This window comes from Chryseobacterium sp. MDT2-18 (genome assembly GCF_030815285.1).
GTDB lineage: Bacteria > Bacteroidota > Bacteroidia > Flavobacteriales > Weeksellaceae > Kaistella > Kaistella salivictor.
In genome coordinates this window covers 1-15,016 of sequence record NZ_JAUSWQ010000004.1, presented here as the reverse complement: position 1 = coordinate 15,016, position 15,016 = coordinate 1, and the positions used below count along the sequence as shown (strand labels likewise).

The window sequence follows — 15,016 nt, the reverse complement described above, 5'->3', positions numbered from 1 at the left end:
AAAATTTAATATACAATGCGATATCTGTTATTAATTTAGTAAAATGATGTTTTATAGGTTATTAATTTAAGTTATTGTGATAAAGTTCACAAAAGGGTATTGCTGATGTTAAGTTTTATTAACATATTTGCCAATTAAATATTAAAATATGTTAATATGAATGTGAAATTAAGAATTTTGACCGCAGGTGTTTTGTTTTTTACAGGACAGGCGTTAGTGGCACAGCAGGACTCAACTAAAACTCAAAATATTGAGGAGGTTGTTGTAGTCGGCTATGGGACCCAAAAGAAGGCAGATGTAACTTCCTCCATTACAACCGTGAAAGGAAGTGATATCGCCAATTTGAATACTCCTACGTTCGAAGCGCAATTAGCGGGTCGGGCATCGGGCGTACAGGTGGTAAGTAGCTCAGGCGATATTGGCAGAGCGCCAACAGTGCGTATTCGGGGGGTGAATACGATAACGTCTGGTACATCGCCATTATATGTGGTTGATGGAGTTCCTATTTTTGCCGGCGATACCGGTGGCGGGAATACTTACACCAATGCATTGGCGGATATTAATCCCGCTGATATTGAATCGATGACCGTGCTGAAAGATGGGGCAGCAACTGCAATTTACGGCTCTCGCGCCGCTAATGGGGTTGTCTTGATTACTACAAAAAAAGGGAAAAACGGAAAATTTACGGTATCTTATAATAACATGTTCAGTGTAGCAAGTGTAGTGAAGAAATTGGATCTACTGGAGACTCCCGACTTCTTGACAATTTCTAATGAAAAAGCAAAAGCAGCTGGAACAGTATGGGCTAAAGGAAGCGATTATAATACTGATTGGCAAAAAGCGGTGCTTAGAGCAGGTACGCAGACCGATCATTTCTTGTCGATGACTGGTGGGCTCGGAAAGGGTAACTATTACGCATCTCTAGGATATACAAAGCAGGAAGGGGTGATTACCCCAAATGCCATGGAGAGAATTTCACTGAGAATGAACGCCGATCAAAAGGTTACAGATTGGTTTAAACTCAGTACTAATTTTGCCTACTCGGAAACATCTTATAAAGGATTGAATAATGGATATAATTCAATTTCCGGAGCAATGTTTAGTGCAGTGCGTCAATTGCCTAATACACCGATATATGATACCAGAACACCTACTGGTTATAATATTTATACGCAAGGCACCGTAAGCAGAGTTGGTCAGTGGGATAACTTAATCCCAATTACCAGTGATCTTACAAACATCGCCTATGTTGTGAATAATAATAAATACACTTCTGATCTTTCCAGATTTATTGGGAGTATAGCGGGAGATGTGAAAATTACTGACTGGTTAGATTACAAACTGCAAGTAAGTAAAGACCGTTCTGTCACTACCGGGTTTCTCTATTGGAATAGGGTTCACGGTGACGGTTTTTCAAGAGGAGGGTATATCGATAATAATTACCTGAACCTTGATCGGTGGAATATTCAAAATATCCTGAACTTTAACAAAACATTTGGATCACATAACTTAAATGTGGTTTTGGTTAATGAATACCAAAAGCAGAAAACAAACAGTTTTTTTGCTGATGGTCAGGGATTGTCCTCTGATTTCTTTGGTGATGTAGGGGTGATTTCTGGTTCATATGCAACTCAATATTCCGGTGGAGGTGCTACGGAGAACGGTCTAATTTCTTATGCTGCAAGATTGAGCTATAATTTTGCGAATAAATACTTTGTTCAGGGAACAATCAGAAGAGATGGTTTGTCTTCTTTACCAACGGCGAATAAATGGGGTAATTTCCCAGGAGTTTCCTTGGGATGGACAGTTTCAAATGAAGGTTTTATGAAGGATCTTAACACGCTTTCTGAATTGAAACTGAGGGCATCTTATGGAAAAGTGGGAAATACCGATATTGGAAATTATCCATATTTAGGATTGTATAATAGTTTTAAATATGCTGATTATAATGGTATTGGCTACTCGCAGGCAGGGAATGATCAGCTTAAATGGGAAACAAATACCAAGAAAAACTTAGGTGCAGACTTTGGATTATTGAAAAACAGAATTACTTTTAGTGCTGATTATTTTGTTAATGAGAATGACGGGTTAATTCTTGCAGTACCATTATCGCCTTCTTTAGGGGTTCCGGGTAATTCGGTCAATAAAAATATTGGAAGTATGGAGAATCGTGGTTTCGAATTTTCCGCGAACGCTGATATCTTAAAAAATGAAAATCTGAAATGGAGTATTGGAGGTAATTTGACTTTAATGGATAATAAAGTTACAGGTTTGGTAGATGGTAAGGATATTATTCAATCCCAAAACGGCGAAACCGCTTATCTTATCAGAGAAGGAGAATCTTTAAGATCCCTTTACGGATATAAATATTGGGGAGTGAATGCAGCAAACGGTAATCCGGTGTACTATAAAGCTGATGGTTCTTTGGTGCAGGCGAATATTGCCAATCAGGGCTATTATTTATTTGATCCTACCAATCCAGGTAACCTGGGAACCGCTTCTTCATTGACAAATGATGATAGACAAATATTAGGGAATACGCTTCCAACCTATTTTGGTTCTGTGAATACGACATTACAATATAAGAGATTTGATTTTAGTGTAATGGCAAGATTTAGCGGGGGAAATAATATTTTTAATGTTACAAGAAGAGAATTGCTCAACCAGGACTTTTATAACAACGGATCTGAAATCTTAGGAAGATGGCAAAGTGCCAGCAATCCTGGAGATGGTTGGACTCCGAAATTACATGGAGGTAGAGGAAATTTCATTAATTTAAATGGCCAGGCTACTTCTAGATTTGTGGAGAAGGGTGACTTCGTGAAAATTGATAACATTACCCTCGGTTATTCCTTAGATCCTGCAATGCTGTCCAGTATCAATCTAACTAAGTTTAGGATTTATGGCGTTGTGCAGAATGCAATAATGTTTACCAATTATAAAGGGATTGATCCTGAGATGGAAAATCTGGGAATGGATTATAATGCAGTACCAAGACAAAGAACAATTTCCTTCGGAATTAATGCAACTTTCTAAAAATTATTAATATGAATATCAAAAATATCAAAACAAAAAAGTATTTTTTGTCACTGGCAGTTGCTGCGTTCACTCTCACCGGCTGTAACAGGGAGAATATTATGGAACTTACACCTCATAATCAGATTAGTGAAGAGGTGGCTTTCAGCTCCAAAGAAAACATCATCCTCTCGGTGAATGGGATGTATCAGGCAGCGGCAATCGGGCAGTATAATAACGCAAATCCATCATCCGCAGGTAGGGGTTATCCTTTTGGTGCCGCTTATTTTCAGCAAAACGACATGCGGGGCGAAGATATGGTGAATACAGCTTCTTTCTATGCGATAACTTATACAGGGACTTGGGATCCTTCAGGGGCATTAAATACCGTGTACTACTGGGTAGATACTTACAGGCTAGTTAACAGGGCTAATCTTGTGATCGAAGGCGTTACCAAGGCTATTCAGAGTGGAGTTATTCCGGAAGCAGAAGGGAATGATTATATCGGACAGGCTTTGTTTTTTAGGGCATTCAGTCATTATGAATTGCTTAACTTCTTTGCGCGGCCTTATAAACATACTGCAGATGCATCGCACCTTGGGGTTCCTTATAGGTTGAAAGCAAGCAACTCTTTGCCAACTATTGAAGAGAATGCAAGTCTTCCAAGAGGAACTGTAGCCGCGAATTACACGCAGCTTTTAGCGGATTTAGATAAGGCAGAAACGTTGATGACTTCTAAGGCGGCAAGATCTGCTAAAAACGCCATAGTATACGCAACTAAAGAGGCAGCGATTGCATTAAAAACAAGAGTGTATTTAAGCAAAGCGGATTATCCGAAAGTCATTGACGAAGCCAATAAATTAAATGGTCTTTATACACTGACTGCGGATCCGAATACTCCTTTTGCTAACAATTACGGTAATACTGAAAGTATTTTCTCTTTGGAAAATTCTGCAACCAACAATCCAAGTGTAAATGGTGCTTTAGCTTCACAATATAATGGTAGAGCTTTAATCGCAATCAGCCCTGTAATCTGGAATCAGCCATCATGGCTGGCAACAGATAAACGAAGAGGTGCCAATCTGGTAAAAACTGTAATGACTGCTGGTACTCCTACTCAGCCTTCGCAACCGTCATTTCTGCTGTCGAATAAATACAAGGATACAAGTACTTTGACGGATGCTTCACCGCTTTTAAGATATGCAGAAGTTCTGCTGAACAGAGCTGAGGCTAAGGCAAGGTTGGGTGATGCTACGTATTTGGCAGACCTGAATTCGGTGAGAAACCGATCTCTAACAAATCCTGCAACAGAGCAGTATGTTGCTTTCACAACACCAGCGGCGGCTGTAAATGCAGTGTTACTGGAAAGAAGAATCGAATTCCTGGCAGAGGGATTGAGGTGGAACACCATCCACAGATTACAGCAGGATGCTCTTACGCCAGCAGTTGGAATTCCGGCGAAATACAGAAATGGTCAGAATCCAACCTATGCGGATTACCAAATCGGAACTCCATATGTTTATAAAACTACTGATGTCCCGGCTATTCCTTATGCTGATCATAAATATGTATGGCCAATCCCAACATTGGAAACGAGTGCTAATCCTGTTTTGGCTGCTCAGCAAAATCCAGGTTATTAATTAAAGTCAGATTTTGATAAGAAGTATCAAATGTATTTTTTCAAAAGAAACCGCCAGCAATGGCGGTTTTTTTTATGTTTATAATTATTCTAAATAATGTTTTTTTTAAATATTACATTATTAAAAAGGCGAGCTTGAATGGATTAAAAATTACTTAAAGAGTGTATATTTTGAATATTAAATGCATAATGTGTTTTTAATACTCAAAATATACATATAAATGGACACTATTATAGTAGAAAATGAAATTCTCTATTGCTCATGTTAAAACTAATTAACATATTTGCACCTTAAATATTAAAATGTGTTAATATGAATGTGAAATTAAAAGTTTTAACTGCTGGGGTTTTGTTTTTTACAGGACAGGCAGTTATGGCGCAAAAGGACTCAACCAAAACTCAGAATATCGAAGAGGTTGTAGTTGTTGCATATGGTGTTCAGAAAAAGTCTACTTTGACAGGAGCAAACGTACAGGTTGGTGCTAAAGAGATTGAGGAGCGTCCAATTTCAAATGTGCTGCAAGCTTTAGACGGAGCTGGTGCTGGTATTCAAGTTGCTTCCGGTAGTGGGCAGCCGGGTGATGGGATTTCTATTAGAATTAGAGGAACGGGATCTTATTCAGTTTCTAATGAGCCTTTAATTATTGTAGATGGTGTTCCTTTTCCGGGAAACTTGAATTCGATTAATCCTAACGATATTGAAAGTTTGAACGTATTGAAAGATGCGGCGTCGACTTCACTATATGGTTCATCTGCTGCGAATGGAGTAATTATGATTACCACTAAAAGAGGTAAGAAAAATTCTTCAAAAATAACTTTGAATACCAGTACTGGTATTAGCAGTAGATTTATTAAAGAATACGACAGAGTGGGTCCTGCTGATTATTATGTGTTAGCTTGGGAGGCAATGAGAAATGGTAGAAGAACGTCAACTCCAGCTGAAGGTATTGCAGCCTCAAACGCCTGGGCTTCTGCTAACTTGATAACAGGAAACTTAAAAACTAATGTTTTTAACGTGCCAAATAGTACGTTAGTTGTAGACGGGGTTTTAAATCCTAATGCACAATTGAAATACAATGATTTCGACTGGGCTGAACCTCTAATTGGTGTTGGAATAAGACAGGATCACAACTTAAGCTTTACAGGTGGTAATGATAAAAGTACTTACTTTTCTTCTTTGAGTTATTTAAAAGAGGAAGGATATATTACTAAATCAGACTTCGAAAGAATCGGATTGCGTCTTAACGCTGATTCTCAAGTTAAATCTTGGTTGAAATTAGGAACAAGCTTAAATGCTTCCGTAAGTAGTGGTAATATTGCCGTAGATGGTGTTGACAGCAGTTCTTCTTTTATTAATCCATATTCTTGGACAAGACGGATGGGGCCTATTTATAGCCCCTACCAGCATGATCCGGTAACCGGGGAAAGAATGTACGGTCCAGATGGGGAAGTGCTTTATGATGCCGGTGCAATGAGAGGTCCGGATGCAGCATCAGGACGTAACATCGTTTGGGAAACATTATTAAATAATAACACCACTAATACTTATAATGCCCAAGGAAATGTATATGCAGAAATGAAATTACTTCCTGAATTAACCTTCAGAACTAATGGTGCATATAACTATAGGGGAACTCTTAATAAAATCTTTACCAATACTTTTATAGGTGATGCTATCGGTGTTGGGTCTGCTTCAAGAACTGCTTATTTTAACCGTGATTATACTTTTAATCAAGTTTTAACGTATGACAAGTCTTTTGGTAATCATGCTTTTACTGCTCTTGCAGGTCATGAAAACAGTGCTTTTTTACGTGATTATTTATATGGTTATAAAAGAAACCAAAGTGTCGCTGGAGCGTATGAATTTGGTGGATTTGTAGACAATACAAGCATCAATTCTCAAATTGACACCAGAACAAAAGAAAGCTGGTTTGGTAGCTTAAAATATAACTTCTCTGAGAAATATTTATTAGAAGGATCTATCAGATGGGATGCTTCTTCTAGATTCGCAACAGATGTTAGATGGGCTTCATTCTGGTCTGCCGGTGCAGGTTGGGTGATGTCTAAAGAAAATTTCATCAGCAATATTAAAGCGATTAATCTCTTAAAATTAAGAGGGTCTTACGGTGAAGTAGGAAACGATGCTTTATCTTCATGGTATCCTTACCAATCTGTATTCGATTTAGGGTATAATAATGGTACGGAACCGGGAGTTATTTTGTCAAATGTAGCGGATCCATCTATTTCCTGGGAAACTAAAGCCCAGTCAGATATCGCTTTGGAGTTTGAATTATTTAACAGACGCATAAGAGGGACGGTAGAATACTATAACTCAGAAACAAGAGATCTTCTTTTCCCTGTTCCAACTCCTTTGAATCCTGGTATTCCTGGAAACAGTATCCAGACCAATGTTGGTAATGTTACCAATAAAGGATATGAGCTCACAATCGGTGTAGATGTAATCAAAAACCAAAATGTAAAATGGACCGTTAATGCTTATGGTACCTCTTACAAAAATGAGATTACTAAACTTCCACAGGAGTCAATTATTAACGGAAGTAAGAAATTGATGGTGGGGAAAGACCTGTATGCGTTCTGGCTGAAAACTTGGTATGGAGTAGATTCTAGTGATGGAGCAGCATTGTATGTCTTAGATCAGACTTTATATCCGGATTTAAAAGCGGCAGATGTTAGAACCGTGAATGGCACGCTTGTAACAACAAAACAAGCAAAAGCTAAATATGAGTACCAAGGTTCTGCAATTCCAGATTTCTTCGGGAATATTTCTACTACTTTAAATGTTAAGAATTTTGAGTTGTCAGCAGCATTTAACTATCAGTTTGGTGGTAAAATCTATGATACGAACTATGCAGGCCTAATGGTATCTTACCTACAAGGTGGAGCAGCACACGTAGATTTGTTAGACAGATGGACGACTCCAGGTCAAATAACAGATGTGCCGGTACTTAATTCAGTTACAGCAGTTGAAGCTAATGCAGGATCTTCCCGATGGTTGGTGGATGCAAGTTATGTGATGTTGAGGAATGCTTCATTGGGATATAACTTCAATAAAGATGTAGTGAAAAATGTAGGAATAAACAGTCTGAAACTATTTGTAAGTGGTGAAAATCTCTGGTTGTCAAGTAAAAGACAGGGATTAGAGCCTTACCAATCATTTAACGGAACTGTAAACCCTAGATACTCTAGTGCCAGAATTATTACTTTTGGATTAAGTACAACTTTTTAAAAAATCGAAAAATGAAATTTATTAATAAAAAAACAATCTTATTTGCTGCTGCTTCAGTAGTATTGAGCATGGTTTCATCATGCGACAGAGATTATTTGGAAACAGGTCCAACAGATTCTGTAAGTGAGCAGTTGGCTTCTGGTTCTATAGAGAATATAAGTACTATTATTAACGGAATGCATAGAAATATGTATTTAAGACAAAACTCTAGTCAGGGTCAGAACGGGAATACCGGAATTATGATTTATATGGACGTCATGGGTGAGGATTTAATTTTCCCTGCTGCCGGTCCAAACTGGTATGTGAGTACAATCAGATGGTTGGATAATGCCAATGCAAACTCTGGAAACTTATTTTACCCTTACGATTTCTATTATGAGCAGATCAGAATGGCCAATATCGTAATCCTTAAAACTCCAGCAGTTGCAGGTGATCAGGCTGTTAAAGATAAATTAATGGGTGAAGCTTATGCATTTAGAGCATTCTCTTACTACATGCTTTCTCAAATTTATGCAAATAGATATGTTGCGGGTGGTAATAATACTCAAATGGGAGTTCCGTTAAGGTTAGATCTAGAGTTCGAAGCAATTCCTAGAGCGTCATTAGAAGAAGTTTATACTTCTATCAATAATGATCTTACTTCATCATTTGGATTGCTTTCTGGTAAAGCAAGGACAAATAAATCGCATTTTAATGCGAGCGTTGTAAAAGGTTTGATGGCTAGAGTAGCTTTAACTCAAGGGAAATATTCACAGGCGGCTACTTATGCCAAAGAAGCGAGAGCTGGTTTTGCTTTGATGACTAATGCTGACTATAAAAAAGGATTCAATAATTATGATAATGTTGAATGGTTATGGGGGTATAAGCCTTTGGATACTACTTCTGATTATTTTGGAAACTTCATGGGATATATGTCTAGAAATTATAATTCATCTCAGATCCGACAGGCTCCAAAAGTAGTAAACAATTTGTTGTATGCTAAATTTGCAACTACAGATGTGAGAACTCAAGTTATTGACCCGACGGGCGCTCATACAGCTCTTAATTTGCCTTCAACTTATTTGAAAGTGCCTTACACTTCTCAGAAATTCTTATCAACAAACTCATCTGGCGCGATTGATAATAATACAAGTTTAGGAGATATTCCATTCATGAGAGCAGCAGAAATGTACTTGATTGAAGCAGAAGCTTTGGCTAGAGATAATAAAGAGGCACAATCTAAGATCGTTTTTAACGAATTCGAGAAAAATAGAAACCCTTCTTATGCTGGCGCTACCACAACCGGTCAAGCTTATGTTGATGAGATCCTTAATAGCAGAAGACTGGAGCTTTGGGGGGAAGGTTTCAGATTCCTAGATCTCAAAAGATTGAACTTACCTTTAGACAGAACGGGTACCAATCAGGTCTCCGCTGTAACAAACAACTTGCTTACTGTTCCTGCAGGAGACAAAAGATGGACATGGTTGATACCACAAGGTGAAATTGATGCTTCTAAAGGATTGGTGAAGCAAAATGATTTATAAAAGCTAATCTGAAAGATACAGTAAATCTTCAATAAAATTTTTTCAATAAGAGAAACCGCCAGCAATGGCGGTTTTTTTATGTTTATCGTTATCAAAACTTTCAATCCAAATTTGTAAGTAATCCTTAACTTCAATGCTTTCCTGTGGAAAATAAGTTTGAAGTTTTGAATAAATGCTGAGGAAACAATATTTATCAAATATTTATGATAAAATTATCATAAATATCTTAAAAAAGCATAGAGTGGTGTTGTTTTTATCGTTCGGACATAATACTGATGAATTTATAATAATTCCTGAGCAGTCTTGATGTAGTATGAATCATATATTTAATTTGGTCATGTTAAATATAATTAACATATTTGTAGCTTAAATATTAAAAATGTGTTAATATGAATGTGAAATTAAGAGTTTTAAGCGCTGGTGTTTTGTTCTTTACAGGACAACTGGTAATGGCACAAAAAGACTCAACCAAGATTCAAGATATCGACGAGGTAATTGTTGTTGGTTTCGGTCAAAAGAAAACGGTTCAGGAAATGACCGGTTCTATCAGTACAATGTCTGGTAAGTCTATTGAAGATGTACCGGTTGCGTCTATCGATAAGATGTTGCAGGGTCGTGTTGCCGGGGTGCAAACAGGATCGGCTTCTGGTCAGCCAGGAGGTTTTTCCAATGTTAGAGTACGTGGTATTTCATCTATTAATGGGGTTACAACTCCTATTTATATTGTAGATGGAGTACGTATTGCTAATGGTGATTTAACGACAAACAATACCACTGCAAATATTCTGGCGAATATGAACCCAGATGATATTGAAAGTATTACGGTTCTAAAAGATGCTGTTTCTACAGCGGTTTATGGTGCAGATGCTGGTGCTGGGGTGATCGTAATTACAACCAAATCCGGTAAAAGGGGGAAAGCAAGATTTAATATGTCTTTCAATACAGGTTTCAATCAGCAGGCAGTTGATTCCCATAAAGGGTTTACCGCTGCTGAGTACAAGGAATATTTGAAGGATGGATTAAATAATTTGTTAGGTAATAATTACACCGTACAGGATTATACCGATGGAAAGTTTAATAATGCGACCGTAATTCCAATCTTTAAATCTCAGGCAGATACCAATTGGGCAGATGTCGTAAGAAAAGACGGATACCAGCAAAATGCAGATTTCAGCATGTCTGGTGGTAGTGATAAATTTACGTATTATGCTTCGGCAAATATGTTTGATCAAAGCAGTATCGTGAGAAATTCTTTCTTTAAAAGATTGTCTTATACGACTAAGTTAGGTTACCAGGCAACTGAAAAATTAAAATTCTCTACGGATTTTCAGTTTTCGCATGGGAAAACTCGTACGCTTTCAGAAGGTGGTGCTTTTTCTAACCCAATGTTGGCCCAGTATTTTAATAGACCAACAGATCCTGTGAGAAATGCGGATGGCACCTATTACTGGAATCCTGCGAACAGCAGATTAAGTAATAATATGTTTAACCCTGGTTACATTTTGGAAAACAATTATAATCAAGCTGGAACATTAAGAGCATTTGCTAACTTAAGTGCAGAATACAAGATCTTTAATAATCTTACCTACAGATTTACCTTCGCTCCTGAATACATCAGTGTAGAAGAAGATACTTATTGGAATCCTACACATGGTGATGGTTACGCTTATGGGGGTTACCAAAGAACATCTGTAAACAGATACTTCAACTTCAACGTTCAGAATATCTTAGAATATAATAAGAAATTCGGTTTGCATAACGTTGGTGCGTCATTAATCCAGGAAGCATACAAGTCTGACAGGAAATTCTTGAGCGCAACTGGTATTACAGTGGGTTCTCCTGAATTGACAACTTTGACTAACTTCGTTGTTCCTTATGGTTACGCTGGTACAGCAGATTTATCTTCCAGATATGGTTATGCAGTAACTGCTCACTATGACTATGATAAGATGTTTCTGTTAGATGGTTCATACAGAAGAGACGTATTGTCTCAGTTCCTTCCAGGTAGAAAAGCTGGTGACTTCTGGTCTGCAGGTGTTGGTGTTGACTTGGCAAGAATTAATTTCATTAAGGAAATTGATGCAATTTCATTAATGAAACTTAGAGCTTCTTACGGTAAGTTAGGAAACCAGGTTTCTGCGAATCCTTATGCAACTTATACTTATACTGCAAACTATGATGATCAGGCTGCAGCGAATTACCAAAGAGTATTTAATCCAAACTTATCTTGGGAAACCGTAAACCCATTAAATATTGGTTTAGATTTAGGTTTCTTGAGAAACAGAATTACTTTATCTGCTGAATACTATAACAAAGAAACAAAAGACCTTATTTACAACTTACCTCTATTAAGAGCTGGTGGTTTAGTAAACTATCTAGACAATATCGGTACTTTGGTAAACAAAGGATATGAATTTACTTTGAAAGCTGATATCTTAAGAGGTGATAGAAATCAGGTTAACTGGTCACTTGGAGCAAACGTTTCTACTCTTAAGAATGAGATTACCGAATTATATGGTGGTACTGTGAATACAAGTACAACAACACTTAGAGTTGGTGAAGGAGTACGTACATTCTACCTGAGAAAATGGGCTGGTGTAGATGCTGCGAACGGCGATCCGCTTTGGTTCATCAACGGGAAAGACGGTGAAACTACCAATAACTATAACCTTGCTAAGCAAGAGGTTCAAGGTTCATTCATCAGTGATTTATTCGGTGGCGCAAATACCAATATCTCTTACAAAGGATTTGATTTAGATCTACAGTTTACATTTGGTGTAGGTGGTAAGATTTATGACGATTGGGCAAACTACTCTTACAGTGATGGTCAGTACTCTCTTAACTATCCTGGATATGGCGACATTATGGGAGATTATTGGACTCCTGCGAATACAACTGCAAATAATCCTAAACCGATTATTAATGGTAATAAATTATCAAACTCTGCTTCTACAAGATTCTTATATGATGCAGATTTCATCAGATTAAGCAATGCGAGATTTGGTTATACGTTTGATAATAAAATGTTAACTGGTAGTGGTCTTAACTCGGTAGCAGTATATGTAATGGCTAACAACGCATGGACTCATAGATTTGATGACAGGTTGAAATTTGACCCGGAAACTAATATCTCAGGATATACAAACCTAGCTTTACCAGTATTAAAATCATTCTTGTTTGGTGTTAATATGTCTTTTTAAAAAAAATATGAAAATGAATAATATAATTAAAATAGGAATACTCTCACTAACAATGGCTGTCACAGCAACTTCATGTTCTGATGACTTCGTTAAGAGAGAGTTTTTCCAGGAAGTAGAACAAGCCCCCCTTACCACTCTTAATGAAGTACAGGCTTTTATAAAAGGTGGATATGTATCAATGAGATCAAACACTTACTATGGAGCAGATTTCTTAGCATATGGTGAGGTGAGATCAGACGAGATGATCAGTAACTTAGCAGGTGGTTATTACCAGAACGTAATGAACTATACCATGTTGTCTAACGATGCTTATGCAACAAATACCTACACTCAGATTTACGCATTGATCGCTAAAGCAAATATTGTTATCAATACTGATATTGCTACAATCAAGGGAAGTGATTTAGATCGTAAAAACGCAACTTATGCGCAGGGACAGGCTTACGCAATGAGAGCATTGGGATTCTTTGACTTACAAAGATTATATGGTCAGAAATATACCGGTGGAAATTTAGGTATTGTTTTACCATTGAAGTATGATCCAAAAGCTTTAATCGCTAGATCAACAATTGCTGAAACTGAAGCGCAAATCGATGCCGACTTTACAAAAGCATTGGCGCTAATGACTGCAAATGGTTCTGCTGCTACAACTACTAAAACAGAACTGACGATTAATTCTGTTAAAGGTTTGGCTTCAAGATTCTACCTTTACAAAGGAGACTATGCTAAAGTAAGAACTTATACCAATGACTTAATCGGTAAATATTCAGTGCCGGCAGCGAGTTTATTACAGGAAACTTTTAGATTCTCTTTAAATGGAGCAGCACCTAACTCAATTTTCGAATTGGCGGTAGGGATTAATGCATCATTGTCTACCAATTCTTACAGACAAAGATTGAATCCAAACGGATACGGTAATATTGTAGTGAACGCAAGCACATTAGCAGCTTACGATAGTAATGATGTAAGAAGAACTTTCATTACTGGAGCCAACAGATATCTGTCTTCCGGTTCTAACGCTAGTGGTATTGGAAAATACACACAAGGTGTAGGTGCTGACAATATCAAAATGCTTCGTTATGAAGAGATTTTGTTAAACGGTGTTGAAGCAGAATTGAATGGTGGTGACCCGGTGAAAGCACTTAACTACTACAATCAGATTGTAACTAATCGTGGTCTTGCTGCAGCAACAACTGTTAATATGGCAATGCTTAAAACTGAAAGAATGAAAGAACTTCTAGGTGAAGGTATTCGTCAGTGGGATTTAAGAAGATGGGGTGATGTAGTTCCAAGACCTGCCGGTGCAAAAACAGATATCAATCTGAATGCATTCCCAATTCCAAGAAGCGAAACAGATTTGGCAAACAGCCCAGTTGTTTCTAACCCTGGATATGACAACTAATTTTTTACCTCACAGTAATTAAATAGATATAGAAGCCGTCTCAATACTGAGACGGCTTTTTTGTGTTTAACATTTGTCATTAATAGTTGATTTTAGTATCTTTAATTACTGATAACCAATGATATGAATATTAAATTTAAAGATTATAACCAGCAGCAAAACTGGTTATTCCCGCCCTCAATCGAAGAGTTGATTCCACAGGATCATCCAGTTCGCATTGTGAATGGAATCATTGAACAATTGGATCTGAGATTACTTGTTTCAGAGTATAGCAAAGATGGTAAACCGAGTTTTCATCCTAAGATGATGCTTAAAGTGATGGTTTACGCTTATATGGATAATACCTATTCCAGCAGGAAGATCGAAAAAGCAATGCGTGAGAATATCAATTTCATGTGGTTGTCGGCTCAACAGATTGCAGACCATAATACCATTGCACGTTTAAGAAGCAAGAAACTAAAGACTATTTTCAAGGATATTTTTAAACAGGTCGTACTTTTATTAGCAGAGGAAGGACTGGTGAGTCTGAAGGAAGTTTTTACCGATGGAACCAAGATAGAGTCTATGTCCGGGAGATACACCTTCGTTTGGGGCAATGCCATTAAGACCAGAAAAGAAAAGATGGCAGAACAACTTGAGCAAATGTGGAACTATGCCCAAAGCATTGCTGAGGAAGAAGACATCGATCCTACACCACCGGAGTTTAAAACCATCGATAAAGAAAAGATAGAAAAGACCGCCAAGAAAATAGAAGAGATCATCAGCAAAAACCCGAAGGCATCTACCAAAGCAAAGACAAAATTAAGATACATTCAAAAGAATTTTTCTCAGAATCTGGATAAGTACGAGGAGCAGGAAAAGGTTTTGGCAGGACGTGGCAGTTATAGTAAGACTGATCCCGATGCCACCTTTATGCGCATGAAAGATGATCATATGCAGAATGGGCAACTTAAACCCGCCTACAACGTGCAGGTAAGTTCCGAATCCCAG

General features: G+C 37.6%; 7 protein-coding genes. All 7 read left to right on the top strand.

Annotation, left to right across the window (positions count from 1 at the left end; translation table 11 throughout):
* Positions 1–156: 156 nt before the first annotated feature.
* Positions 157–3,036: a SusC/RagA family TonB-linked outer membrane protein gene (locus QF004_RS05325; protein ID WP_133438971.1), complete on the top strand. Its 2,880-nt coding sequence runs from the start codon at positions 157–159 to the stop codon at positions 3,034–3,036.
* A gap of 11 nt (positions 3,037–3,047) precedes the next feature.
* Positions 3,048–4,655, top strand: a complete 1,608-nt coding sequence (locus QF004_RS05320; RefSeq protein WP_307423638.1) for a RagB/SusD family nutrient uptake outer membrane protein — start codon at positions 3,048–3,050, stop codon at positions 4,653–4,655.
* A gap of 312 nt (positions 4,656–4,967) precedes the next feature.
* Positions 4,968–7,901 (top strand): SusC/RagA family TonB-linked outer membrane protein, encoded by a 2,934-nt coding sequence (locus QF004_RS05315; RefSeq protein WP_307423635.1) that lies wholly within the window; start codon positions 4,968–4,970, stop codon positions 7,899–7,901.
* Positions 7,902–7,912: 11 nt separating this feature from the next.
* Entirely contained in the window at positions 7,913–9,424 is a 1,512-nt protein-coding gene (locus tag QF004_RS05310; RefSeq protein ID WP_307423632.1) for a RagB/SusD family nutrient uptake outer membrane protein, read from the top strand.
* Positions 9,425–9,813: 389 nt separating this feature from the next.
* Entirely contained in the window at positions 9,814–12,624 is a 2,811-nt protein-coding gene (locus QF004_RS05305) for a SusC/RagA family TonB-linked outer membrane protein (protein ID WP_307423630.1), read from the top strand.
* Positions 12,625–12,637: 13 nt separating this feature from the next.
* On the top strand, positions 12,638–14,026 hold the full coding sequence (locus QF004_RS05300) for a RagB/SusD family nutrient uptake outer membrane protein (protein WP_307423627.1): 1,389 nt from the start codon (positions 12,638–12,640) through the stop codon (positions 14,024–14,026).
* A gap of 123 nt (positions 14,027–14,149) precedes the next feature.
* On the top strand, positions 14,150–15,016 hold an 867-nt coding region (locus QF004_RS05295; RefSeq protein WP_307423624.1), incomplete at its 3' end, for a transposase.